This window comes from Streptomyces rishiriensis (genome assembly GCF_003112535.1).
GTDB lineage: Bacteria > Actinomycetota > Actinomycetes > Streptomycetales > Streptomycetaceae > Streptomyces > Streptomyces rishiriensis.
In genome coordinates this window covers 190,674-215,631 of the sequence record NZ_BEWA01000002.1, presented here as the reverse complement: position 1 = coordinate 215,631, position 24,958 = coordinate 190,674, and the positions used below count along the sequence as shown (strand labels likewise).

The window sequence follows — 24,958 nt, the reverse complement described above, 5'->3', positions numbered from 1 at the left end:
ACGAAGGCCCCCGGAACCGGAACGGTTCCGGGGGCCTTCGCCCACCTCTGTCAGCGGCCGTCCGTAGACTGGCTCCGTGAGCGAGCTCCCCCCGAACGGCAACCACGACGACCTGCCCGCCCCCTTCGACCCTCTCGATCCCTTCGACGAGATCATCGCCGAGGAGACCGACCGCGACCCCGACCTCGCGGTCATCGAGGCCGGCAGCCGCACCCTGCGCACCCAGGGCGGCGCACCGCAGGCCGACGTGCCCGCGCGCCCCGAGGACCCCGAGGTCGACAAGGCCCTGCGCGAGGTGGAGGCGGAGCTGGCCACCCGCTGGGGCGAGACGAAGCTGGAGCCCTCCGTCGGCCGCATCGCCGCGCTGATGGACGTGCTGGGGGACCCGCAGCGCTCCTACCCGTCGATCCACATCACGGGGACGAACGGCAAGACCTCCACCGCCCGCATGATCGAGGCCCTGCTCGGCGCCTTCGAGCTGCGCACCGGCCGGTACACGAGCCCGCACGTGCAGTCGATCACCGAGCGGATCAGCCTCGACGGCGCCCCGATCTCCGCCGAGCGGTTCATCGAGACGTACCGGGACGTCAAGCCGTACGTCGACATGGTCGACGGCATGCAGGAGTACCGGCTGTCCTTCTTCGAGGTGCTCACCGGCATGGCGTACGCCGCCTTCGCCGACGCGCCCGTGGACGTCGCCGTCGTGGAAGTGGGCATGGGCGGCTCCTGGGACGCCACCAACGTCATCGACGGTGACGTGGCCGTGGTCACGCCCATCGACCTGGACCACACCGACCGGCTCGGGGAGACGACCGCCGAGATCGCCGCCGAGAAGAGCGGGATCGTCAAGCAGGACGCCACCGTCATCCTGGCCCAGCAGCCGGTCGACGCGGCCCAGGTGCTGCTGAAGAAGGCCGTCGAGGTCGACGCGACCGTGGCCCGGGAGGGGCTGGAGTTCGGGGTCGTCGCCCGCCAGGTCGCCGTCGGCGGCCAGCTGGTCACCCTGCGCGGGCTGGGCGGCGAGTACCCCGAGGTGTACCTGCCCCTGCACGGCCCCTACCAGGCGCACAACGCGGCCGTCGCGCTCGCCGCCGTCGAGGCGTTCTTCGGCGTCGGCTCCCAGCGGCCCGAGCCGCTCGACATCGACAGCGTCCGCAAGGCCTTCGCCGCCGTCACCTCGCCGGGCCGCCTCGAAGTCGTGCGCCGTTCGCCGACCGTCGTCCTGGACGCCGCGCACAACCCGGCCGGCGCCCGGGCCACCGCCGAGGCCGTCCGCGAGGCGTTCGACTTCTCCCGGCTGATCGGCGTGGTCGGGGCCAGCGGCGACAAGAACGTGCGCGGGCTCCTGGAGGCCTTCGAGCCGATCTTCGCCGAGGTCGTGATCACGCAGAACGCAAGCCACCGCGCGATGGACGCCGACGAACTCGCCGCGATCGCCGTCGAGGTGTTCGGCGACGAACGCGTCCAGGTCGAGCCGCGGCTGCCCGACGCCCTGGAGGCGGCGATCACCCTCTCCGAGGAGGAGGGGGAGTTCTCCGGCGGAGGCGTCCTGGTCACCGGTTCCGTCATCACCGTCGGCGAGGCGCGACTGCTCCTCGGGAAGGGCTGAGGCCCGCCATGCGTACGCTCTGCTCCTCGACCCTGATCGGCGAGTTCTTCGTCATCGGGTTCGCCGGCCTGGTCGCCATGAAGAACTCCGACCTGTCCATGTCCACGGTGTGGACGGTCTGCGGCATCGCCATGCTCTTCAGCGTGCTGCTGTGCGGCATGGTCACCCGGCCCGGCGGGGTCGCCCTCGGCTGGGCGCTGCAGATCACCCTCGTCGCGTCCGGCTTCTTCGTTCCGATCATGTTCTTCCTGGGCGTGCTCTTCGGGGCGCTGTGGTGGGCGTCGGTGCACTTCGGCAGAAAGGTCGACGAAGCCAAGGCGCGCTTCGCCGCGCAGGCCTCCGCCACCTCTCCGGATACCGCTGACGCTGCGTGACGAGCGCCCGGACCCGACCTGTAACCTCATCCCACCGCACCTGCAGGCGCCAGAGCACCGGCGCCGGAACACCGGCAGTAGAAGGAGCCCCCTCGTGAGCCAGCGCACCCTCGTCCTGCTCAAGCCCGACGCCGTCCGTCGTGGCCTGACCGGCGAGATCATCAGCCGTATCGAGCGCAAGGCCGGCTGGCAGATCACCGCGCTGGAGCTGCGCACGCTGGACCAGGACACGCTGGAGCAGCACTACGGCGAGCACAAGGGCAAGCCCTTCTACGAGCCGCTGGTGGCGTTCATGGCCTCCGGTCCGGTCGTCGCGCTGATCGTCGAGGGTGAGCGGGTCATCGAGGGCGTGCGCGCGCTGGCCGGTCCGACCGACCCGATCGCCGCCGCCCCCGGCTCCATCCGCGGCGACTTCGGCGTCATCGTCCGCGAGAACCTGATCCACGCCTCCGACTCCGAGGAGTCCGCCGAGCGCGAGGTGAAGATCTTCTTCCCCGGCCGAGCCTGACCCCGTAAGGCCGCAGAAGGGTCTGAAGCGGGCGATCGAGGGAACGTGAGCCCCCGAACGCCCGTCTCCAGGAGCGAACCCACACAGCATCTGCAAACAATGGCGGAGACCGCTCCGCAGTGTTCGTGCAGGCGCGTTTACGATGGAAGCCTTCACGTCACAGCACCCACCTCGCCGACCTGATAAGCCCTCAAAGCTCATGGAAGGCCAGTCGAATCCTGATGGGGAACTCAATGTCGTTCATCGGCCGTGACATGGCTGTCGACCTCGGGACCGCCAACACGCTGGTGTACGTCAGGGGTCGCGGGATCGTACTCAACGAGCCGTCCGTCGTCGCGATCAACACCAACACCGGTGGCATCCTCGCGGTCGGCGCCGAAGCGAAGAAGATGATCGGGCGCACGCCCGGCAACATCGTTGCCGTGCGTCCCCTGAAGGACGGCGTGATCGCCGACTTCGAGATCACCGAGCGGATGCTCCGCTACTTCATCCTGAAGATCCACAAGCGGAGGTATCTGGCTCGGCCGCGAGTCGTCGTCTGTGTGCCCTCGGGCATCACCGGCGTCGAGCGCCGTGCCGTCATCGAGGCGTCGACCCAGGCCGGCGCCCGTCAGGTGCACATCATCGAGGAGCCCATGGCCGCTGCCATCGGCTCCGGCCTGCCGGTCCACGAGGCCACGGGCAACATGGTGGTGGACATCGGCGGCGGCACCACGGAGGTCGCGGTCATCTCGCTCGGCGGCATCGTCACCGCCCAGTCCATCCGTGTCGCGGGCGATGAACTGGACAACGCGATCATCCAGCACATCAAGAAGGAGTACAGCCTCCTCCTCGGTGAGCGGACCGCCGAACAGATCAAGATCACGATCGGTTCGGCGTACGACCTCGACGACGACCAGCACACCGAAATCCGTGGCCGCGACCTCGTCTCCGGACTGCCCAAGACCGTCGTCATCTCGGCCGCCGAGGTGCGCAAGGCGATCGAGGAACCGGTCAACGCCATCGTGGACGCCGTGAAGACCACGCTCGACAAGTGTCCGCCGGAGCTGTCCGGCGACATCATGGACCGCGGAATCGTTCTGACCGGCGGCGGAGCCCTGCTGCGCGGTCTGGACGAGCGGCTGCGCCGGGAGACCGGCATGCCCATCCACATCGCCGAGGACCCGCTGGACAGCGTGGCGCTCGGCTCCGGGAAGTGCGTCGAGGAGTTCGAGGCGCTCCAGCAGGTCCTGGACGCGGCGCCGCGCAGATGACGTAACGCTTCGATTCCGCCGTGCGAGACGATCTCCTCTCGTGCGGCGGATCGTTGATATAGAGGCATAAGCTCCGATAAAGCGCCCTTGGTCATCCTGGCCCGGGGCTACCCCAATTCCCGACCCGCTCCCTGACAACTGCTTTACGACACCTGCTTCCTGATTCCTGTTCTGGTTTTTCTCTCGAGGAAGGGCACGGCCGCCGCACGTGAGGGACACACGAGAGAGCCGGCTGCTCCTGGTGCTGCTGATCGCCGTAGCGTTCGCGCTGATCACGGTGGACATCCGGGGCGGGGAGGACTCCCCCGTCGACGGCGCCCGGCAGGCCGCGGCCGCGGCCTTCGGCCCGATCGAGAACGGCGTGTCGTCGGCGGTCGACCCCGTCGGCAACGCCGTCTCGGCCGTCCGGGACTCCGGGGGGCGCCACGACCGGCTCACCGCGCTGGAGAAGGAGAACGCGGCGCTCAAGGCGAAGCTCGGCAGCGACGACCGCAACCGCAGCCGGCTGGCGCAGCTCGACAGGATGCTGAAGATCGCCGGCACCGGCCAGTACGGCATCAAGGGCGCGGAGGTCATCGCGATAGGAGCGGCCCAGGGCTTCTCCTGGACGATCACCATCGACGTCGGCGCCAACGACGGCGTCAAGCGCGACATGACGGTCCTGAACGGGGACGGGCTGGTCGGGCGGGTCACCACCGTCGGCCCGGGCACCGCGACCGTGCTGCTGGCCAGCGACCCCGACTTCACCGTCGGCACCCGGATGGAGGCGTCCGACGAGCTCGGCTTCGCCTCCGGACAGGGCGACCGCCCGCTGCGCGTCGAACTCCTCAACGGCAAGGCCGACGTGAAGAAGGGCGACCGGCTGGTCACCTTCGGCTCGCAGGCCGACAAGCCCTTCGTGCCCGGCGTCCCCGTCGGCGTCGTCTCCCGCGTCGACCCCTCCGGCGGCGACCTCACCCGCACCCTCTACGTCACGCCGTACGTCAGCTTCACCAAGCTCGACATCGTGGGCGTGGTCGTCGAGGCCCCGAAGAAGGATCCGCGCGACACCGTGCTCCCCTCCCAGCCCAAACCGGTCCCCACGCCGACGGTGACCGTCACGGTCACGCCGAACGCGAACGCACCCGTAGACGGCCAGCAGCGGTAGGAGCTGACAACCCCATGCGCGTCAACCGGATCCTGCTCTCCGTCCCGCTGGTCGTCGTCGCCCTGGTGATCCAGGTGAGCGTCCTCGCCCGCCTGCACCTCCCGGGCGCCGTCCCCGACCTCCTCCTGCTCACCGTCCTGGGCCTGGCCATGGTGTACGGCCATGTCGGCGGCGCCCTCATCGGCTTCGGCGCCGGCCTGCTGGCCGACCTCGCGCCGCCCGCCGACCACGCCGCCGGACGCTACGCGCTGGTCCTGTGCGTGATCGGCTACCTCGCCGGGCTGATCAAGCCCGAGACCGGGCAGATCAAGTCGGCCACCGGCCCGATGGTCGTGGTCGTCGCGGCCGCCGTCGGCTCCACCCTGCTGTACGCCGGGGTCGGCGCCCTCGTCGGCGACACCGCCGCCCGTCATGTCGGCCTCACCGGGCTGCTGTTCACGGCCGCCCTGTACGACCTGCTGCTCGCCCCGTTCGTGGTCCCCGCGATCATGTTCCTGGCGCGGCGCGCCGACAACGACCCACTCGCCGAGACCAACTCCGCCGCCAAGAGCCCCGACATCTCCTCCGGATGGCTCTCCTCGGGCACGGGCCTGAGGATCGGCGGCCAGCGCGGCGGACTCAAGCTGAAGGCGGCCAGGTCGCGGGCCACCCGTGCCGGGCGCATCAAGGGGGTCAAGCGGCTGTGAACGCGGGCGTCCGCGCGCCGAGCGCGCCGGTGGCTGAATCACCCGAACGAGGAAGGCCAGGCGGAACGAGGTCGCACAGACCCCTCGTTCATCATTCGTCCGCGCACACACGTTCGCGCACCGAGTCCGCGTACTGAGAGGGGGAGACAGCCGCAGTGACCAACATTCCCGAGACCGGTCGGACCCCACGGGTCCAGATCCGGCTCGTCGTGATCCAGATCCTCGTCCTCTCCCTGCTCGGCACCCTCGGCGGCCGCCTGTGGTACCTGCAGATCCGGGAGGGCGCGGCGTACGCCAAGGAGGCCTCCGGCAACCACGTCCAGCAGGTCGTCGAACCCGCCGTGCGCGGCTCGATCCTGGACGCGCGCGGGGTGGCCCTGGCCGACAACGAGACGCGCCTCGTGGTGTCCGCCTCCCGCACCGAGCTGCTGAAGCAGCGGGACGACGGCAAGGCGGTCCTGGCAAAGCTCGCGGGCGTCCTCGCGATGAAGCCCGAGGAGGTCGCCCAGAAGGTCCGGCTGTGCGACGCGAAGACCCCGCAGCCCTGCTGGAACGGCTCGCCCTACCAGCCGATCCCGATCACCGACGAGGCCACCGCCAAGCAGGCCCTGCAGATCCGCGAGCGCGCCGAGGACTTCCCCGGCATCACCGCCGAGCCCGAGGCCGTGCGTCGTTACGCGGCCCCCGGCAACGCCAACACCGCCCAGGTCCTCGGCTATCTCTCCCCGGTCACCGACGACGAGATCACCAAGGCCCGGGACACCGACTCGCCGTATCTGCGCTCCGACCAGGTCGGCCGCAGCGGCCTGGAGCGCCAGTACGACAAGGAGCTGCGCGGCAAGGCCGGCGTCACCCGCTACGAGGTCGACAACCTCGGCCGCGTCATCGGCCAGGCAGAGGCCGACGCGGCCCAGCCCGGCTCCAACCTCGTCACCAGCATCGACGCCCGCGTCCAGCGGGTCGCCGAGTACGAGCTGAACAACGCGATGAAGATCGCCCGCACCCAGTTCGACAAGATCACCGGCGAGAACTACAAGGCCGACTCCGGCGCCGTCGTCGTGATGGAGGCCAAGACCGGACGCGTCGTCGCCATGGCGTCCGCCCCGGCCTACGACCCCAACGTCTGGGTCGGCGGCATCTCCGCCAAGGACTACAAGAAGCTCACCGGCAAGAACTCCGACTACCCGCTGCTCAACAGGGCCATACAGGGTCAGTCCGCGCCCGGTTCGACCTTCAAGGTGGTCTCCACGGCCGCCGCGGTCGAGGCGGGCTACGAGTGGGACGGCGGCTACCCGTGCACCAGCTCGTACTCGGTGGGCGGCCAGGTCTTCAAGAACTTCGAGGGGGAGAGCTTCGGCCCCATCTCGCTCGGCCGGGCCCTCGAAGTCTCCTGCGACACCGTCTTCTACGGCCTCGCCGACCGGGAGTGGAAGAAGGACGGCGGCATCAACCCGAAGAAGGGTGAGCCCAAGGACTACTTCTACAAGGCCGCCCACCAGTTCGGACTCGGCAAGGAGACCGGCCTCGACCTGCCCAACGAGGTCACCGGCCGGGTCCCGGACCGCCAGTGGAAGGAGTCCTACTGGAAGGCCAACAAGGACTCCTGGTGCAAGTCCGGCAAGAAGGACGGCAGCTACGTCGAGAAGATCGCGTACGAGAACTGCCTCGAAGGCAACAAGATGCGCGAGGGCGACTCGATCAACTACTCCATCGGCCAGGGCGACACCCTCGTCACCCCGATCCAGGAGGCCGTGATCTACGGGGCGCTCGCCAACGGCGGCACGATGTACACCCCGACCATCGGCAAGGCGATCGTCAGCGCAGACGGCAAAACCGTCCAGGAGATCAAGCCCAAGCCCAAGGGCAGGCTGCCCGTCACCCAGGCCACGATCAAGGGCATGGACGCCGCCCTGGAAGGCGTGGTCACCCGCGGTACCGCCGCCTGGAAGTTCGGCGGCTGGCCCCAGGACAAGATCCCGCTGCACGCCAAGACCGGTACCGCGGAGGTCTACGGCAAGCAGACGACGTCCTGGCTCGCCACGTACAGCAAGGACTACACGGTCGTCATGACGATCGCCCAGGCCGGTACCGGCTCGGGCGCCTCCGGTGAGGCCGTGCGGCACATCTACAACGCGATGTACGGCGTCTCCGACGACGGCAAGATCGACAAGAAGAACGCCCTGCTGCCCACCCCGCAGACCGGCCTGCCGAAGGTCCAGGCGGACGGCACGATCAAGTCCCCCAAGATCGCCAAGGACCCGGCCAAGGAGCAGCGCGCCAGCCAGCAGACCGCGCCGAAGCCGGACGAGACGCAGGCGGCGGGCACCGTGCAGCAGAACACCGACCCCAATCGCGACACCCGCAGACGACGACGCAAGAGGGGAAGCCGGAGGATGTGCACATGACCGGCGCGAACAGTTTCTCCGTCTCCGGATACGGGCCCGCGCGGGCCGGCTGGACGCGGGTCTTCGCCCGTGACTCGGTGGCCCGCAGGCTGGACTGGCCGATACTGCTGTCGGCGATCGCGCTGTCGCTGATCGGCTCGCTCCTGGTCTTCTCGGCGACCCGCAACCGCACCGAGATCAACCAGGGCGACCCGTACTACTTCCTCGTCCGGCACCTGATGAACACCGGAATCGGGCTCGCCCTGATGGCCGCCACCGTCTGGCTCGGCCACCGCACCCTGCGCAACGCGGTGCCGGTCCTGTACGGCCTCTCGCTGCTGGGGATCCTCGCGGTGCTGACGCCGCTGGGCTCCACGGTCAACGGCGCGCACTCCTGGATCGTGCTCGGCGGCGGCTTCTCGCTGCAGCCCTCGGAGTTCGTGAAGATCACGATCATCCTGGGCATGGCGATGCTGCTCGCGGCCCGAGTGGACGCGGGCGACAAGCTCTACCCCGACCAGCGCACGGTGGTCCAGGGGCTCGGCCTCGCGGCCGTCCCGATGCTGATCGTGATGCTGATGCCCGACCTCGGGTCGGTCATGGTCATGGTGATGATCGTGCTGGGCGTGCTGCTGGCCTCCGGCGCCTCCAACCGCTGGGTCTTCGGACTGCTCGGCGCGGGCGCGGCCGGCGCGATCGCCGTCTGGCAGCTGCACATCCTGGACGAGTACCAGATCGCCCGCTTCGCCGCCTTCGCCAACCCCAGCCTCGACCCGGCCGGCGTGGGCTACAACACCAACCAGGCGCGGATCGCGATCGGCTCCGGCGGCCTCACCGGCGCCGGACTGTTCCACGGCTCGCAGACGACGGGTCAGTTCGTCCCCGAACAGCAGACGGACTTCGTCTTCACCGTCGCGGGCGAGGAACTCGGCTTCATGGGCGCGGGCCTGATCATCGTCCTGCTCGGCGTGGTCCTCTGGCGCGCCTGCCGCATAGCGCGTGAGACGACGGAGCTGTACGGCACGATCGTCGCCGCGGGCATCGTGGCCTGGTTCGCCTTCCAGTCCTTCGAGAACATCGGCATGACCCTGGGGATCATGCCGGTGACGGGCCTGCCGCTGCCGTTCGTCTCCTACGGAGGCACGTCGATGTTCGCGGTATGGGTGGCGGTGGGGCTGCTGCAGTCCATCCGGGTGCAACGGCCCATGTCGGCCTGAACCCCTGGACACACCCCCGACACCTCGTGGTTCTCCGGAGTTGGGCCGTGATTCGGGTCCGGTGCGCACTGCCGCTCGGACCCGAGTGCGACTAGATTCATTTCATGGCGGTAACGAAACGCGAGATCGAGCGCAAGTACGAATCCGACGACAGTGGGCTGCCCGACCTGACCGGAGTCGCCGGCGTCGCCACCGTCCTCGACAGAGGCGTCACCGAGCTGGACGCGACCTACTACGACACCTCCGATCTGCGTCTGGCCGCGGCCTCGATCACCCTGCGCCGTCGCACCGGCGGCTCCGACGCCGGATGGCACCTGAAGCTCCCGGTCGAGACCGGAGTCCGGGACGAGATCAGATCGCCGCTCTCGGACACCGTGCCCGAGGAACTCGGCCGGCTCGTCCGCTCCCGCGTCCGCGAAGGCCAGCTGGTGCCGGTGGTGCGCCTGCGCTCCAGCCGGGACGTCCGCGAACTCGTCGACGGCAAGGGCCGGCTGCTAGCCGAGGCCAGCGTGGACGCCGTACGGGCGGACCGGCTGTTCGGCGGAGAGGGCGGCGCCCAGTGGACCGAGATCGAGGTGGAGCTCGCCGACGGCGGCGACCCGGCCTTCCTCGACAAGCTGGACAAGCGACTGCGCAAGACCGGCGTCCGGCCGTCGACGTCGCCGTCCAAGCTGGCGCGGGCGCTGACGGAGACGGCGTCGAAGAAGAAGCGTGCCAAGGGGAAGACGGCGGAAGACGGGAAGACGGCGGGGGAGAAGCCCGCAGGCGATCCCGTGACCGCAGGCGACCATGTGCTGGCCTACGTGCGCGCCCAGCGGGACGCGATCGTCGCCCTCGATCCGGCCGTCCGCCAGGAGACCGAGGACTCCGTGCACGACATGCGCGTCGCGACCCGTCGGCTGCGCAGCACCTTCCGCTCCTTCCGCAAGGTCCTCGATCCGGCCGTCACCGAACCGATCGCCGCCGAACTGAAGTGGCTCGCCGGCGAACTGGGCGCGGGCCGCGACCAGGAGGTGCTCGACGAGCGCCTGACGGCCGACCTGGACGACCTGCCCCACACCCTCGTCTCCGGCCCGGTGGGCGCCCGCCTGCGGGCCTGGGCCGAGGCCGAGGCCCGCGGCTCGCGCCACCGGCTGCTCGGGGTCCTGGACTCGCCGCGCTATCTGACCCTGCTCGACGACCTGGACGCCCTGGTCGCCGACCCGCCGCTGCTGAAGGCCGCTGCGAGAAAGCCGGCCAAGGTGCTCGCCAAGGCCGTGCGCAAGGACTTCGCGAAGGTGTCCGCGCTGATCGGGCAGGCCCTGGAACAGCCGGCCGGCCGCACACGCGACGTCAGCCTGCACGAGGCGCGCAAGAAGACCAAGCGGACCCGCTACGCGGCGGAGACCGCCGCCCCCGCGGTCGGGGGCGCCGCCAAGGCGCTGGCCAAGTCCCTGAAGTCGTTGCAGAGCCTGCTCGGCGACCACCAGGACAGCGTCATGGCCCGCCAGACCCTGCGCGAGCTGTCCGCCGTGGCGCACGCGGCGGGGGAGAGCGCGTTCACCTACGGGGTGCTGTACGGCCGTGAGGAGGGACGAGCCCGGATGGTGGAGGAGGCGCTGCCGGACGTCTGGGAGAGGACCTGCGAGCAGATGGAGGTTTAAGACCGAGGGCGGCGGAACTTTCGCGGGCGGGGGATGCCTCCGGTCGGGTTACGCTAGATGGTCACCCTCCCCCGCGCCTCCGGCCGGGGGGATCCCCGGTCAGCTCACGAAGGTGCCCCCGCGATGTCTGTCGAGTCGGTCGAGTCGGTCTTTCCGCAGCTCGAAGCCTTGCTCCCGCATGTGCAGAAGCCGATCCAGTATGTGGGCGGCGAGCTCAACTCCACGGTCAAGCCCTGGGAGGCGTGCGACGTCCGCTGGGCGCTGATGTACCCGGACGCGTACGAGGTCGGTCTGCCCAACCAGGGCGTCATGATCCTCTACGAGGTGCTCAACGAGCAGGAGGGCGTCCTCGCCGAGCGCACGTACAGCGTGTGGCCGGACCTGGAGGCGCTGATGCGGCAGCACGACGTCCCGCAGTTCACCGTGGACGGCCACCGCCCGGTGAAGGCCTTCGACGTGTTCGGCCTGTCCTTCTCCACGGAGCTGGGCTACACCAACATGCTGGCCGCCCTCGACCTCGCGGGGATCCCGCTGGAGGCCGCGAACCGAGGTCTCGACGACCCGATCGTGCTGGCCGGCGGCCATGCCGCCTTCAACCCCGAGCCGATCGCCGACTTCATCGACGCGGCGGTCATCGGCGACGGCGAGCAGGCCGTGCTCGACATGACGAAGATCATCCGCGAGTGGAAGGCGGAGGGCCGGCCCGGCGGCCGCGAGGAGGTCCTCTTCCGCCTCGCGAAGACGGGCGCGGTGTACATCCCGCGGTTCTACGACGTCGAGTACCTCCCGGACGCCCGGATCGCCCGCGTGGTGCCGAACCGGTCGGGCGTGCCGTGGCGCGTGTCGAAGCACACCGTCATGGACCTCGACGAGTGGCCCTACCCCAAGCAGCCCCTGGTCCCGCTCGCCGAGACGGTCCACGAGCGCATGTCGGTGGAGATCTTCCGCGGCTGCACCCGCGGCTGCCGCTTCTGCCAGGCCGGCATGATCACCCGCCCGGTGCGCGAGCGCTCGATCACCGGCATCGGCGACATGGTGGAGAAGGGCCTGAAGGCGACCGGCTTCGAGGAGGTCGGCCTGCTCTCGCTGTCGAGCGCCGACCACAGCGAGATCGGCGAGGTCGCCAAGGGCCTCGCGGACCGCTACGAGGAGGACAAGATCGGCCTGTCCCTCCCCTCCACCCGCGTCGACGCCTTCAACGTGGACCTGGCGAACGAGCTGACGCGCAACGGCCGCCGCTCGGGTCTGACGTTCGCGCCCGAGGGCGGCTCGGAGCGCATGCGCAAGGTCATCAACAAGATGGTCTCGGAAGAGGACCTGATCAGGACCGTCTCCACCGCGTACGGCAACGGCTGGCGCCAGGTGAAGCTGTACTTCATGTGCGGCCTGCCCACGGAGACCGACGAGGACGTCCTGCAGATCGCCGACATGGCGATGAACGTGATCGCCGAGGGCCGCAAGGTCTCCGGCCAGAACGACATCCGCTGCACCGTCTCGATCGGCGGGTTCGTGCCCAAGCCGCACACCCCGTTCCAGTGGGCTCCCCAGCTCTCCGCCGAGGAGACGGACGCCCGCCTGCAGAAGCTCCGGGACAAGATCCGCGGCGACAAGAAGTACGGCCGCTCGATCGGCTTCCGCTACCACGACGGCAAGCCCGGCATCGTCGAGGGCCTCCTCTCGCGCGGCGACCGCCGTATCGGCGCCGTCATCCGCGCCGTCTACGAGGACGGCGGCCGCTTCGACGGCTGGCGCGAGCACTTCTCCTACGACCGCTGGATGGCCTGCGCGGACAAGACGCTGCCGGCGTTCGGCGTGGACGTCGACTGGTACACGACGCGCGAGAAGACGTACGAGGAGGTCCTGCCCTGGGACCACCTGGACTCGGGCCTCGACAAGGACTGGCTCTGGGAGGACTGGCAGGACGCCCTCGACGAGACGGAGGTCGAGGACTGCCGCTGGACGCCCTGCTTCGACTGCGGGGTGTGCCCCCAGTTCGACACATGGCCACAACTGAGCAACAGCGGCAAGAAGCTGCTGCCGCTCACGGTCAAGAAGGACGCTGCGACCAGCGGACACGAGCACTGAGGTGAGTGAAGCGCTGCGGCGGATCGCTGAGGCTGTGGCTGACGCCACGGAGGATGAGGTGGCCGCAGCGCTCGGTTCCCTCGGGACTCTGAAGGCGCGGCGGGTTGCTCAGGACACCCCGAGAACGCCGCTGCCGGGGCCTGGAAGCTTTCCGGGTATCCAGTCCGAGGTGGAGTGGATCTAGCAGGCGTTGCGGCTCTTCGTGAGAGCCTCGGCGACACGGGGGAGCGTCGACCGGTCGGGCCGTCATGAGGTTTCTGGCAGGGGTCCAGGTAGGTGATCTGCGCTCGGGGTGGTGGGGGGGTTGGATGGTTCCTGGCGCCCGCGCTTCGCGGACGTCGCAGCGGTCGGCCAGCGGGTCACCGCCGAGGAATCGCCGCAGACCTGGACGCGGGTCAGGTCGGAACTCCGGGCGTTCCTCAAGAGGCTTCGGCGTGGCGAGATCCTGGCCGGCACGGTGGCGGCGATCAAGCGATTCGGCGTGTGCAACATGATTGAAGCATCCATTGCCGCTGTACCAGGTCTGATCGTCTCTTTTCTAATCCTCGCTGCGCTCATTGCGGCGCCTACGGCCCTTGTGGCGAAGGCGAGGAAAAAGCCGTGGCCCCTCAGAACGGCCCTCGCCGTCTACTTGGCCGGCATCTTGGCCGTGACTCTGCTTCCGGGCGACGCCGGTTTGCAATCCTGGCAATGCGACACCGGCGCACCCACCCATCTGTTCACGTCAGCGAGTTCCCTGCTGAACATCGCCCTCTTCGTCCCTGGCGCGCTGCTGGCTGTCCCTCTCTTCAAAAGGCCAGTGACGGTTGCGGCTGCCTTCGGGGCCCTCAGCGGGGCGGTGGAAATCGCACAATCGGCCGGGCATCTGGGTCGCTCGTGCAGCGTGACAGATCTTGCGGCAAATGCGACCGGCGCACTACTGGGCACTTTGGCAGGGGCTCTCTGGATCTACCGGCGGCGGCAATCTCAAGGCAGGCCGCTGCGCGACCTCGCATGGGGCATGTCGCTTGGCGTGCTCGCCGTGCTGGCTATTGGGGGCGTCTTCGACTCCCGGATTGAGCGGGTCAACATAGTCGCGATAGATGACCAGAAGCGTGCTCTTGCTGAATCCGCCGTCCAGGCCGACGAGTGGATTACCACTGCGGCCAGGGGGGTCTTCGGGAGTGATACGCAGGTGCGGGAGACTAACTGATCGTTTCAGAATGCCGTCCCGCGGAGATGGGGGCGGCCCATGGAACAATCCCTTCAGCCACGGGCTCAGGGGGTGACGCCGTATGGAACGGGTTGGGGCTGCGCGAGACCTCGTGCTCGGTTACGTCCACGCTCTCAACGCGATTGACGAGGCCATGAGAGTGGCGATCCCCTCGCTTGAGCAACTGGCAGATGTCCTTGGCCTGGCCCGTTCGCGGCGGATCAGCCGGAGTGGGCACATCGGTACCTATTCCTACACGGTTCATGGGGCGGGATGCCGATTCGTCAGCGGCAACGGCATTGAAGTCGATGTGGACTTCGCGGCCGACGGGAGTGAAGTCTTCGACCTCTGGCGGCTGCGCTGGTATGGGCTGAGCCTGCAGGAGCCTGTTGACGTCACGGATGAGGACCTGCGGTCCGCAGTGCGGTCGCTGCAACCGCTTCTGGCCGAGGTGCGGCCGGGGTGGTTCAGCGTAGCTAGCTGATCGCTTCAGGATGAGGTGCGCAGGCGGCGGAGGCATATGAGGCTGCAGGCCAGTTCGAGCAGGCCCTGATGGAGATCGGCGCGTCGCTCATAGCGGGTGCGGAGCCGTTTGAACTGGTGCAGCCAGGCGAAGGCGCGCTCGACGACCCAGCGCACCTTGCCCAGTCCGGAACCGTGGGCGACGCCGCGTCGGGCGATCAACGGCTTGATGCCGCGTTTCCACAGCAGGCGGCGGTATTTGTCGAAGTCGTAGCCCCGGTCCGCATACAGCCGGCGGGGCTTGCGGCGGGGACGTCCCCGAGTTCCCCGAATCGGCGGGACCGCGTCGAGCAGAGGCAGGAGCTGGGTGACGTCGTGCCGGTTACCGCCGGTGAGGGTGACGGCGAGCGGGGTTCCGTGCCGGTCGACGATCAGGTGGTGCTTGGAGCCGGGGCGGGCGCGGTCGACGGGTGAGGGGCCGACGTGGTCCCCCCTTTGAGGGCCCGGACGTGCGATCCGTCCACGGAGCAGTCGTCCAGGTCCAGCAGGGCGGCGCGGCGCAGCTCGGTCAGCAGGGCGGCGTGCAGGCGTGGCCAGACGCCAGCTTCGGTCCAGTCCCGCAGCCGGCGCCAGGCCGTCACGCCGGAACAGCCCACGGTCTCCGCCGGGACGTCTCGCCAGGCGACACCGGTCCGCAGCACGAACAGGACGCCGGCGAGTGCTGTTCGGTCAGGAACACGCAACCGCCCGGGATGTCGGTGGCGTCGTTCGGGAGCGGGCGGCAGCAACGGAGCCACCCGCTCCCACAAGTCGTCAGGAACAAGATCAGCACGCACTCGGACACCCTGCCGACCAAGATCGTCCAGCACAAGACCCGCAGCTCAACTCATTCTGAAACGATCAGTAAGACCAATAAGGACGGAAACCGCCTGCAGATCACTGCGACGACGGACCACGGCACCATCTCCGGAACCTGGCCGGCGAAGACCTTGGAAAGTGCTTGGTCCTCGGATACCCGCGGAGATGCGGGAAGCCTCAACAAGAACGAAGTCACGGCAGCTGCGGCGCAGTTCGCTCACAAGTGGTTTCCGCAGAATGTGGCGGGTAGTGATCCGCGGGTCCGCTCCATCGGCGACGGCCCGACGATGGCCTACACGGTGGTGTACCGGCGCTACGCGGAAAAGGTCATGATGCCGATGCGCCTCGACCTCACCGTCACCACCACAGGACGAGTCATCGGGTTCGCGGCCAGAACTGTTGACGATCCGGTGCTTCCGCGAGTGACCGTCGACAAGGCCAAGGCCCAGGCGTTGGCGAAGGCTGCGACGGGCCTGCCGAGTGAGTCCGCCCTGCTGCTTGCCCAGCAGGTCAAGGGGGAGTGGCGGCCGGTCTGGCTTGTCGGGAGCGGCAAGCAGGACATCGCGATCGACGCTGCCACCGGCGAACGTATCGCGGGCAAGCGGTGAGGGCGCGCACCCGAAATCGAGTCCTCACCCAGCCGCCTCCCGTCCATCATGGGAGGCGGCTGCGTTTCTGGCCGGGTGAGTTGCTCAGAAGGCTTCGGCGAAGTCGTCTTCCTTCAGGATCAGGCGGTCTCGCACATCCCTGGGGATCATGAGCTTCATGCGGATGTGCGGGGCGCGGACGCCTTGCACCTTGGTCCGCTTGATCGTGCACTTGACACCGACCCGGTGGAGATCCGCGCCCATGGCTTCCATGCCGCCCTCCTCCCAGCGCTCCCGGAACGACTTGCCGTTGTGCACTGCCACCCATCGGTCCTGGGTCGACTCGGGGTCGATGGCCTCCAACTGCTTGATCAGGTCGTCCATGGTCTTCTCGGCTTGCTCCCTCGTGAAGCGGGTCTTCGTGAAGCGCCCTCCGGGTTCGAGACCGGTCATGTAGTAGCTGACGGACTCTTCAAGACGCTTCTGCTCCTTGCGGGCCTCGGCACCCTGCCGGTACTCCCGTGTCATGACGGGCTCTTCCCCGAGAACCTTGAGGACGTCGCCGACGAGCTGGCCGTAGATGTGTTCAGGGTTCGGTGCACCGTGACCCCCGCCCTTGCACTTGCCGCATCGCAGGTACTCGTACGACCTGCCTTTGTGGCTGGTCTTCTGGACCGTCATGTTGGAGCGACAGTCATCGCAGATCAGGACTCCGAGGAACTTCGTTGCACCACCGGGGGCGCGGGTGGGCTGGTTCTTCCCGCGTCGGTCCAGAGCGGCCTGGAGGCTCTCGAACTCCTCTTCTGTGAAGATCGGGGCGGCCACCCGAATGGGCTTCCCGTCGTTGCCTAGGACGATCTTCGAGCGGCGTACGCCTCTGGTCTTGTTCTCCTCCACGCGGTACCCCATCAATCCGGGGTTCCTGAGCCGACGGATCATCGTCGATGTCGTCAGGCCCGGTCCGCAGATTCCGGCACGTACGAGCACTCTGGCCATGCGCCGCGCGGAAGCGGGTTTCGTCCTCAGAGCGGCGCGACGGCACCAATGCAGCGCCCTCCTCACCTCTTCGTTGACGACGAGTACGACCCTGCCGTCTTCCTTCTCCGCTGTCTCGTAGCCGTAGGCCGGCTTGCCGACGACCCAGTCCGTCTGGGTCTTGGCGTAGTCCCAGAGGCTCGCGACGCGTGTGCTCGTGTTGGACGCCTCGATCTCGGCGATGCCGCCGATGATCGTGACCATGATCTTCCCGGCTGTCGTGGTGAGGTCGATCGAGTCGTGCTTCGACAGCAGGTTCTTCCCATACTTCAGGCACCAGTCGATCATGGTGCTGAGGTCCGTGAGCCGTCGTACGAAGCGGTCAAGCTTCCAGAACAGGATCTCGTCGAACTCCGGCGCGCGGTTGTTGAGCCAGTCGCCGAGTTCCTTGCGCTTCCACGGCGGCACCTTCGTGGCCGACACGTTCAGATCGCTGGCGACTCCGACGACTCGGCGGCCTCGTTCCAGGGCCAGCCTGCGCAGGTCGAGTTCCTGCCGGACGGGGGACGTCGTCTCGTCGGTGAGGACGGACAGTCGTATGGAGAGGAGTGCCCGCGGAGCTTCGTCGGGCAAGAGTGCCTCGGCCCTCTTCAGATCCTCCAGGACCGCCAAGTCGGCTGCGGTCCACTCAATCTCAACGTCGTACGCCTGTAAGTGGGTTGGCGTGCGCTTCCCGCTGCTTCGGGTTGCCATGACGGCACCGTACTGGATTTAGGGGCATTGGTGTCTGCCCGGCGATGGACACCCACATCCAGATCGGCCCTACGGGCAGGAAGCTGCTGCCGCTGGAGGTCAAGCCGACCGCTTCTGCCGGCTGAGGCGGGGCGTGGGGGACGGGCTGGGCGGTCCGCGCGTCCATGCGCTGCCTGGTCGTCTCCTGTTGGTCCGAGTTCGACGGCGACGGCCGCGACGACCTGGCTGTCATGAACCGTCGTGAACCGTCAGCCCGACGAAGCCGTGAAGTTGTGGACCTGGACCGCCCGGCCGCGCGCCCTGTTCAGTGGCGGTGTGGCGGGCTCACGGCCCTGGCCTTCACCGCCGCGGCCGCCAGCCGGGTCTACGACTCCACGGGATTCGCCGGCGCCTACGAGGACCAGTGGCTCCGGGTCACCGAGCTCCACGGGCCGGTCGCCCGCCCCTTTCTGACGGGTCCTCACCCGTGCATCCGCTCGGCGGGTTGTAGCGTCTACGTCCATATGGACCTGCAGAAACAGCCCGCCGCCGAGCCGGCCGCGCCACCGGCCGGCCGGACTCCCGGCCGGACTCCCGGCCGGACTCCAGGGCAGGCGCCCGAAGGGTGTCTCGTCGTCGCGATCCGGCTGCCCGTGCGCATCGTCGTGCTCGTGCTGGTCGTGCCCGTGCGCATGGTCTGGGACGGGCTCGTCGTCGTGGGGCGGCTCCTGCGGGACGCCGTGCTGCGGCCGCTCGGGCGGGCCCTGTCCTGGCTGGGGAAGGCACTGTTCGTCTGGCCCCTGGTCGGGCTGTGGCGCTATGTCGTCGTTCCCGCGGCCAAGGCGCTCGCCTGGCTCGGGAAGGTGCTGGTGGTGACCCCGGTGGTCTGGCTCTGCCGGTACCTCCTCACCCCGCTCGGGCACGGGCTCGCGTGGCTGGTGCGAGGCGTCGGGGCCGGGTTCGGGTGGCTGTACGCGCGCGTGCTGACGCCCGTCGGGCACGCCGTCCTCCGGTTGCTGCAGGGGATCGGGGCCGTGATCGCCGCCGTGGGCGTCGGTGTGTACGGCGCGGGGGCGTGGCTGGTGAGGTACTTCGTCGTCGTCCCCGCCCGGTGGCTGCACCGGTGGTTCCTCGCGCCGGTCGGTCGGGCGATCGGCTGGTGTGCGCGAGGGGCGTGGCGGTTCCTGGAGCTGCTGGCCGGCGGGATCGGCCTCGTCCTCTACTGGGCCGCCCGGATCCTGCTCGTGCTGCCCGCGCTCGCCCTGTGGCGCTGGGCGCTGGTCCCCGTCGGCCGCTTCCTCGCGGTCGTCGCCCGTGAGGTGGCAGACGCCCTCGGGCACGCCTGGCGGATCGCCGGGCGCGTCTCGCTCGCCGTCGGACGGTTCCTCGGGACTCTTCTGCGGTGGACCTTCGTGGAGCCCGTGCGCTGGGCGTACCGGACCGTGCTCACGCCGGTCGGGCACGTCGTCCGGGACGCCGTGCTGCGTCCCGCCGGCCGGGCCGCGCGCAGCGTGGGCAGGGCCTCCCGGCAGGCGCTGGCCGCCGCCTGGGAGACGGCGCGGCAGACCCGCGCGGACGTGCGCCGCATGCTCTTCGGAGAGCCGGTGCGGCGGGAGGCGGCCGTGGGCCGGGAACCATCGGCGGGCGAGGCACGTACTCTTGGTAGCAGTACGACCGCTCTCACGAAGGACTGAACGACACTGGGCAAGCGACAGCCCGAAGGCCCGCCGCCCGCACCCGCGGTGCAGCGCATCCGACTGCGTTACACCAAGCGCGGCCGCCTCCGGTTCACCAGCCACCGTGATTTCCAGCGTGCCTTCGAGCGCGCGTTGCGCCGTGCCGAGGTGCCGATGGCGTACTCGGCGGGGTTCACGCCGCACCCGAAGGTGTCGTATGCCAATGCCGCACCCACCGGCACGGGCAGTGAGGCGGAGTACCTGGAGATCGCGCTGACCTCGGCGCGTGATCCGGAGAAGCTGAGAGCTCTGCTCGACGAGTCGCTGCCCGCCGGGCTCGACGTCGTCGACGCGGTCGAGGCCCGGACCTCGGGTCTGGCCGACCGGCTGACGGCTTCCGTGTGGGAGCTGCGGCTGGCCGGAGTGGACCCGGCCGACGCCGGCCGCGCGGTGGAGGCCTTCAACGAGGCCGACGCCGTGGAGGTCCAGCGCATGACCAAGAACGGCGTTCGCACCTTCGACACCCGAGGCGCGGTCGTCCGGCTGGAAACGCACGGTGAGCCCACTGATAGGCCGAATGACCAGCCCTGTGCGATACTGCGGCTGGTTGTTCGGCACGTGACGCCTGCCGTTCGACCCGACGACGTCCTGTCCGGTCTCCGCGCCGTGGCCGACCTGGCGCCGCCGGTCCCCGTTGCGGTGACCAGGCTGGCGCAGGGGCTGTTCGATGAAGAGACCGGCACGGTGACCGACCCGCTCGCGCCCGACCGCGAGGCAGCTCAGGCCCTCACAACGGCTGATCCCGCTGCCGCCGCGAAGGCGCCCGCGTAGGGAAGGTTCCGCGAAGGAACGTACGTCGTAGCGCAGCCCTCGGACTCGGGAGCCACCTGGGTCGGGCAGCGCACCGACCAGAAGACTTTCGCCAGGCCGTGCGCATTCGGCGTACGGAACCGGCGAGACAGGACACAGAGAGCTCCCGTGCGGCGCCCGCGCCCCGGACGGCGGCACCGCGCATCGCGCGAGCCGCGGACGTCAACGGCGGTCGATCCTTCGTGATCGCCACCGGACCAGGCGCGGCGCCCGGGAGCCTGACGGGAGAAACGCCCGCATGCTCGAGCCAACCGAATCCGCAGAGTCCGTGACGGACTCCGAAGCGAACACCCCCAGCGACACCCTGCCGCCGCGTCGTCGGCGCCGTGCCGCATCCCGGCCGGCGGGTCCGCCGTCCGCCGCCGCCGACGCCTCGGCCGAGATCACCACGCCGGCCATACCGGCCGTGGAGTCCGTCGAGGAACTGGCGGAGGACGACGTCCAGGACGAGACCGTCCAGGACGAGAACGTCGGCGCGGACGCCAAGCCGGACGAGCCCGAGGAGGCAGCCGAGGCCGCGCCTCGTGCCCGCCGGCGGGCCACCCGCCGTGCCTCCGCGCCCGTCGGCGCTCCGGCCGCCGCCGAGGCGGCCGAGACCGTCGTGCCGGTGGCCGCCGCCGAGGCGAGCGCCCCGGCCGTCGAAGAGGCCGCGGCCGAGGAAGCCCCGGCCGAGGACGCGGCTCCTCGCCGCTCCCGCCGTCGGGCCACGCGCCGTGTGACCACACCCACGGAGGCCCCGGCCGAGGCCGTGGAGCCCGCCGCGGCGGAGTCCGCGCCCGAGCCCGTCGCCCAGGCGGCCGAGGAGACGCCTGCCGAGGCCGCTCCGCGCACGCGGCGCCGCGCCACCCGGCGGGTGACCGCGCCCGTCGCCACACCGGAGGCCGAGGCCCCGGCCGAAGCCGTCGAAGCCGTCGAAGCCGTCCAGGCTGTCGAGACCGAGGCGCCCGCGGTGGCCGAGGAGGCGGCCGAGCCGGCTGCTCCGCGCTCCCGTCGCCGTGCCACCCGTCGCGTCTCCGCGCCCGCCGCCGAGACGCCTGAGGTCTCCGCACCCCAGGCGCCCCAGGTGTCCGAGGCCCCCGCGGAGCCGGTCGCTCCCGCCGTCGTCGAGGAGCCGAAGGCCCCCGAGATCCCCGAGGCCGCTGCGGCTGCCGCCGGCGACGACGAGGACGCCGGTCCGCGCCGCGGTCGCCGACGGGTGGTCCGCCGGGCCGCCGGCGGCTTCTCGGCGCCCGAGCCCGTGAAGGGCGAGGACGACGCGCCGCGCCGTCCGGCGCGCCCCGCGGTCGCCGTGTTCCAGGCACCCGTGTTCGCCGAGCCGCAGTTCCAGACGCCGCAGCGGGCCGCTGCCGAGGCCGCCGCCGAGGCCGAGACCGACACCGTCGCGGCGGAGGAGCCCGAAGAGGTCCAGAGCGCCCCGGAGCCTTCCGAGGAGCCCGCCGGCTCGCGCCGCCGTCGCCGCCGCAGGGCCGCCGGCGCCGGTGAGGAGGCCGAGTCCGGCCGCACCGCCGCGCCCGCCGCCCAGGCCGCCGAGACCGCGGCGCCCGCCGTGGAGGACGAGGCGGAGAGCGAGCCGGACGAGGCCGACGAGGCCGCCGAGGACGTCGTCGAGAGCGATGACGACGGCGAGGAGACCGGGTCGCGCCGTCGTCGCCGCCGCGGCGGCCGTCGTCGCCGTCGTGGCGACGCAGCCGACGGCGAGGGGGAGTCCGGCGACGCCGACTCCGACGAGTTCGCCGCCGACCAGGTCGCCCAGGACGCCGAGGACACCGCCGAGCAGGAGGACGAGGACGCCGAGGACGAGGACGCGGGCGGTTCCACCGCCGGCAGCCGTCGTCGCCGTCGCCGCCGTCGCCGGGCCGGGGACGCCTCCACCGAGGCCGAGCCCGTCGTCGGGGACCCGGAGCGCACGATCGTCAAGGTCCGCGAGCCGCGCAAGCCCTCCGAGCCGTCCGACGAGGTGCAGTCCATCAAGGGCTCAACCCGTCTGGAGGCCAAGAAGCAGCGCCGCCGGGAAGGCCGTGAGCAGGGCCGCCGCCGCGTGCCGATCATCACCGAGGCCGAGTTCCTGGCCCGCCGTGAGGCCGTCGAGCGGGTGATGGTCGTCCGCCAGAGCGGCGAGCGCACCCAGATCGGCGTCCTGGAAGACAACGTGCTCGTCGAGCACTACGTCAACAAGGAGCAGGCCACCTCGTACGTCGGCAACGTGTACCTGGGCAAGGTGCAGAACGTGCTGCCGTCGATGGAGGCCGCCTTCATCGACATCGGCAAGGGGCGCAACGCCGTCCTGTACGCCGGCGAGGTCAACTTCGAGGCGCTCGGCATGGCCAACGGGCCGCGCCGCATCGAGGTCGCCCTGAAGTCGGGCCAGCCGGTCCTGGTGCAGGTGACGAAGGACCCGATCGGTCACAAGGGCGCCCGTCTGACCAGCCAGGTCTCCCTGCCGGGCCGTTACCTCGTGTACGTGCCCGAGGGCTCGATGACCGGCATCAGCCGCAAGCTGCCCGACACCGAGCGGGCCCGGCTGAAGACGATCCTCAAGAAGATCGTCCCCGAGGACGCGGGCGTCATCGTGCGCACCGCCGCCGAGGGCGCGAGCGAGGACGAGCTGCGCCGTGACGTCGAGCGTCTGCAGGCGCAGTGGGAGGAGATCCAGAAGAAGGCCAAGAGCGGCAACGCTCCGACGCTGCTGTACGGCGAGCCGGACATGACCGTCCGGGTCGTGCGCGACATCTTCAACGAGGACTTCTCCAAGGTCATCGTCAGCGGCGACGAGGCCTGGTCGACCATCCACGGCTATGTCTCGCACGTGGCGCCCGACCTCGCCGAGCGGCTGTCGAAGTGGACGTCCGAGGTCGACGTCTTCGCCACCTACCGGATCGACGAGCAGCTCGCGAAGGCGCTGGACCGCAAGGTCTGGCTGCCCAGCGGCGGCTCGCTGGTGATCGACCGGACCGAGGCCATGGTCGTGGTCGACGTCAACACCGGCAAGTTCACCGGCCAGGGCGGCAACCTCGAAGAGACGGTCACCAGGAACAACCTGGAGGCGGCCGAGGAGATCGTGCGCCAGCTGCGGCTGCGCGACCTCGGCGGCATCATCGTGATCGACTTCATCGACATGGTGCTGGAGTCCAACCGGGACCTGGTGCTGCGGCGGCTGCTGGAGTGCCTGGGCCGCGACCGCACCAAGCACCAGGTCGCCGAGGTCACCTCGCTGGGCCTGGTGCAGATGACCCGCAAGCGGGTCGGCCAGGGTCTGCTGGAGTCCTTCTCCGAGACCTGCGTGCACTGCAACGGGCGCGGCGTCATCGTCCACATGGAGCAGCCGACGTCCGTCGGCGGCGGCGGCAAGCGCAAGAAGCGCGGCCGCGGCGGCGACGGACAGGGCCACGACCACGACCACGACCACGAGTACGAGAGCACGGCGGCCGAGGTCGTCGAGCCGGACGCGGGCGCCGAGCCGGAGACGGAGAGCGAGGCCGAGGTCGCCGCGGAGGTGGCCGAGCCGGTCGCGCTGGCCGCCCCCGAGTTCGCCGTGGACGAGGAGCTGTACAGCAGCGTCGCCGAGGCGGAGGCCGCCGCCACGCGTGGCCGGGGCCGTCGCCGGTCGAGCCGCAGGGCGTCCGCTCCGGCGGGCGCGCCGAGGGGCGGGTCGCGTCGTGGGGGCGGCTCCGAGGCGTTCGTCTCGGAGCTGTCGGGCGGGGCCGCCGCGGAGGAGGCCGTCGAGGCGCCCACCGCGCAGGACGTCACCGTCGAGGCGGAGACCGAGCGTCCGGTGCAGCCGGCCGAGACGGTCGTCGCGCACACCGAGCCGGTCGCCGTGGAGGACCCGGTCGTCGAGGCGCCCGCCGAGACCCCGGTCGCCGAGGAGGCCGCGCCCCAGGGCCGTACGCGCCGCCGCGCCACCCGCAAGGTGTCCGCGCCGGCCGGTTCCCCCGCGGGGGCGGAGGCCGCCGTGGTGACGGTCGCCGAGACCCCGGTCGTCCGGACCCCGGTCGCCGAGGCCGCTCCGGTGGAGCAGCCGGAGGCCGAGCAGGCCGCCGAGCCCGTCGCCGAGAGCGCGGCCCCGGCCCGCCCGCGGCGCCGCGCCGTGCGCAAGGCCACCGCGCCGACCGCGTCCGAGGAGACGGCCGTCGTGGTCGTCCCGTCGGTCGCGGCGGACGCCACGGCCGAGCCCGCGTCCGAGGTCACGTCCGAGGGGGCCGCCGCGTCCGCCGAGGACGCGCAGGACGCGCCGGCCAAGAAGACGGCCGCGCGCAAGACGGCGAAGAAGGCCACGGCGAAGAAGGCCGCCACCAAGAAGACGGCGGCGGCCAAGACGACGGCCGCGAAGAAGACCGCCGCAAAGAAGACGACGGCCAAGAAGGCGGCCAAGTCGGTGACGAAGACGACCGCGGCGGCGCAGCAGAGCGTGCCGTCCGTCACGGCCTCGACGGAGGACTGACCCCGCCCGGCGCGGGTACGCAGGGCGCGGGCGTCCGGACATCCGGACGCCCGCGCCGACGTTTCACCCGCCTCCCGCGCCCGTGTCGCCGTGCGTTCACCGGGGAGTTACTCTGTGTCTCGTTTGTGATGGACCGCACCCGCGCTGTGGGTTTCGGGGTGGTGACCCTGGGCAAGTTCGTCGTCTCCAGACTGGTAACGTGCACTCTGGTCCCGGTGGCCAAAGACATGCACACCGTGACCACAGCCGAAGAGCACAT

At 70.2% G+C, this 24,958-nt stretch carries 18 protein-coding genes; 16 read left to right on the top strand and 2 right to left on the bottom strand.

The window, feature by feature from the left end; translation table 11 throughout:
• Positions 1-76: 76 nt before the first annotated feature.
• From folC to Sri02f_RS02590, 12 genes are all read left to right on the top strand, one after another.
• Positions 77-1,609: a bifunctional tetrahydrofolate synthase/dihydrofolate synthase gene (gene folC, locus Sri02f_RS02650; protein ID WP_108999422.1), complete on the top strand. Its 1,533-nt coding sequence runs from the start codon at positions 77-79 to the stop codon at positions 1,607-1,609.
• A gap of 8 nt (positions 1,610-1,617) precedes the next feature.
• Positions 1,618-1,983: a DUF4233 domain-containing protein gene (locus Sri02f_RS02645; RefSeq protein WP_108999421.1), complete on the top strand. Its 366-nt coding sequence runs from the start codon at positions 1,618-1,620 to the stop codon at positions 1,981-1,983.
• A 94-nt stretch (positions 1,984-2,077) separates the two neighbouring features.
• Positions 2,078-2,491, top strand: coding sequence for a nucleoside-diphosphate kinase (gene ndk / locus Sri02f_RS02640; RefSeq protein ID WP_108999420.1), 414 nt, complete (start codon positions 2,078-2,080; stop codon positions 2,489-2,491).
• Positions 2,492-2,724: 233 nt separating this feature from the next.
• Positions 2,725-3,744, top strand: coding sequence for a rod shape-determining protein (locus Sri02f_RS02635; RefSeq protein ID WP_020127820.1), 1,020 nt, complete (start codon positions 2,725-2,727; stop codon positions 3,742-3,744).
• Positions 3,745-3,952: 208 nt separating this feature from the next.
• On the top strand, positions 3,953-4,891 hold the full coding sequence (gene mreC, locus Sri02f_RS02630; RefSeq protein ID WP_108999419.1) for a rod shape-determining protein MreC: 939 nt from the start codon (positions 3,953-3,955) through the stop codon (positions 4,889-4,891).
• 14 nt (positions 4,892-4,905) lie between these two features.
• A complete protein-coding gene (gene mreD, locus Sri02f_RS02625) occupies positions 4,906-5,577 on the top strand; it encodes a rod shape-determining protein MreD (protein ID WP_108999418.1) in 672 nt (223 codons plus the stop codon).
• Between the two features lie 155 nt (positions 5,578-5,732).
• Complete coding sequence (gene mrdA / locus Sri02f_RS02620) at positions 5,733-7,982, top strand: penicillin-binding protein 2 (protein ID WP_108999417.1); 2,250 nt, start codon at positions 5,733-5,735, stop codon at positions 7,980-7,982.
• Positions 7,979-9,178: a rod shape-determining protein RodA gene (gene rodA, locus Sri02f_RS02615; protein WP_108999416.1), complete on the top strand. Its 1,200-nt coding sequence runs from the start codon at positions 7,979-7,981 to the stop codon at positions 9,176-9,178. Before mrdA ends, rodA begins: the two co-directional genes overlap by 4 nt.
• A gap of 104 nt (positions 9,179-9,282) precedes the next feature.
• A complete protein-coding gene (locus tag Sri02f_RS02610; RefSeq protein WP_108999415.1) occupies positions 9,283-10,821 on the top strand; it encodes a CYTH and CHAD domain-containing protein in 1,539 nt (512 codons plus the stop codon).
• 123 nt (positions 10,822-10,944) lie between these two features.
• Positions 10,945-12,906: a TIGR03960 family B12-binding radical SAM protein gene (locus Sri02f_RS02605; RefSeq protein ID WP_108999414.1), complete on the top strand. Its 1,962-nt coding sequence runs from the start codon at positions 10,945-10,947 to the stop codon at positions 12,904-12,906.
• Between the two features lie 304 nt (positions 12,907-13,210).
• Entirely contained in the window at positions 13,211-14,098 is an 888-nt protein-coding gene (locus Sri02f_RS02595; RefSeq protein ID WP_159106654.1) for a VanZ family protein, read from the top strand.
• Positions 14,099-14,180: 82 nt separating this feature from the next.
• Positions 14,181-14,582: a DUF6896 domain-containing protein gene (locus Sri02f_RS02590; protein ID WP_108999411.1), complete on the top strand. Its 402-nt coding sequence runs from the start codon at positions 14,181-14,183 to the stop codon at positions 14,580-14,582.
• Positions 14,583-14,587: 5 nt separating this feature from the next.
• Here the strand turns inward: Sri02f_RS02590 and Sri02f_RS02585 are convergent.
• Positions 14,588-15,396 (bottom strand): IS5 family transposase gene (locus Sri02f_RS02585; protein WP_167467475.1). Its coding sequence is split into 2 segments (ribosomal slippage): positions 14,588-15,057 and positions 15,057-15,396, totalling 810 coding nucleotides; the frame shifts between segments, so codons are not numbered across the junction.
• On the opposite strand from Sri02f_RS02585, the gene Sri02f_RS41645 reads away from it, so the two are divergent.
• Positions 15,313-16,026, top strand: a complete 714-nt coding sequence (locus tag Sri02f_RS41645; RefSeq protein WP_167467466.1) for a hypothetical protein — start codon at positions 15,313-15,315, stop codon at positions 16,024-16,026. The two genes, Sri02f_RS02585 and Sri02f_RS41645, sit on opposite strands and share 84 nt — an antisense overlap.
• An 84-nt stretch (positions 16,027-16,110) precedes the next feature.
• Here Sri02f_RS41645 and Sri02f_RS02575 read toward each other — a convergent pair whose 3' ends face one another.
• Positions 16,111-17,733, bottom strand: a complete 1,623-nt coding sequence (locus tag Sri02f_RS02575; RefSeq protein ID WP_108999408.1) for a recombinase family protein — start codon at positions 17,731-17,733, stop codon at positions 16,111-16,113.
• A 503-nt stretch (positions 17,734-18,236) separates the two neighbouring features.
• Here Sri02f_RS02575 and Sri02f_RS02570 point away from each other — a divergent pair.
• The 3 genes from Sri02f_RS02570 (at position 18,237) to Sri02f_RS02560 (ending at position 24,699) form a co-directional block, all read left to right on the top strand.
• The gene (locus tag Sri02f_RS02570; RefSeq protein ID WP_108999784.1) at positions 18,237-19,406 is read left to right on the top strand and encodes a hypothetical protein; all 1,170 of its coding nucleotides are present in this window, start codon (positions 18,237-18,239) and stop codon (positions 19,404-19,406) included.
• A gap of 48 nt (positions 19,407-19,454) precedes the next feature.
• Positions 19,455-20,219 carry a TIGR03936 family radical SAM-associated protein gene (locus Sri02f_RS02565; RefSeq protein WP_108999407.1) on the top strand — a complete coding sequence of 255 codons (765 nt, stop codon included), beginning with the start codon at positions 19,455-19,457 and terminating at the stop codon, positions 20,217-20,219.
• 277 nt (positions 20,220-20,496) lie between these two features.
• Positions 20,497-24,699, top strand: coding sequence for an Rne/Rng family ribonuclease (locus Sri02f_RS02560; RefSeq protein WP_108999406.1), 4,203 nt, complete (start codon positions 20,497-20,499; stop codon positions 24,697-24,699).
• The last annotated feature ends 259 nt before the right edge of the window (positions 24,700-24,958 follow it).

Coding starts and splice junctions, on each gene's coding strand:
- rodA (WP_108999416.1), top strand. CDS start 7,979: ATGACCGGCGCGAACAGTTTCTCCGTCTCCGGATACGGGCCCGCGCGG.
- Sri02f_RS02645 (WP_108999421.1), top strand. CDS start 1,618: ATGCGTACGCTCTGCTCCTCGACCCTGATCGGCGAGTTCTTCGTCATC.
- Sri02f_RS02560 (WP_108999406.1), top strand. CDS start 20,497: ATGCTCGAGCCAACCGAATCCGCAGAGTCCGTGACGGACTCCGAAGCG.
- Sri02f_RS02635 (WP_020127820.1), top strand. CDS start 2,725: ATGTCGTTCATCGGCCGTGACATGGCTGTCGACCTCGGGACCGCCAAC.
- Sri02f_RS02590 (WP_108999411.1), top strand. CDS start 14,181: ATGGAACGGGTTGGGGCTGCGCGAGACCTCGTGCTCGGTTACGTCCAC.
- Sri02f_RS02570 (WP_108999784.1), top strand. CDS start 18,237: ATGGACCTGCAGAAACAGCCCGCCGCCGAGCCGGCCGCGCCACCGGCC.
- Sri02f_RS41645 (WP_167467466.1), top strand. CDS start 15,313: ATGTCGGTGGCGTCGTTCGGGAGCGGGCGGCAGCAACGGAGCCACCCG.
- Sri02f_RS02610 (WP_108999415.1), top strand. CDS start 9,283: ATGGCGGTAACGAAACGCGAGATCGAGCGCAAGTACGAATCCGACGAC.
- Sri02f_RS02605 (WP_108999414.1), top strand. CDS start 10,945: ATGTCTGTCGAGTCGGTCGAGTCGGTCTTTCCGCAGCTCGAAGCCTTG.
- mreD (WP_108999418.1), top strand. CDS start 4,906: ATGCGCGTCAACCGGATCCTGCTCTCCGTCCCGCTGGTCGTCGTCGCC.
- Sri02f_RS02575 (WP_108999408.1), bottom strand. CDS start 17,733: ATGGCAACCCGAAGCAGCGGGAAGCGCACGCCAACCCACTTACAGGCG.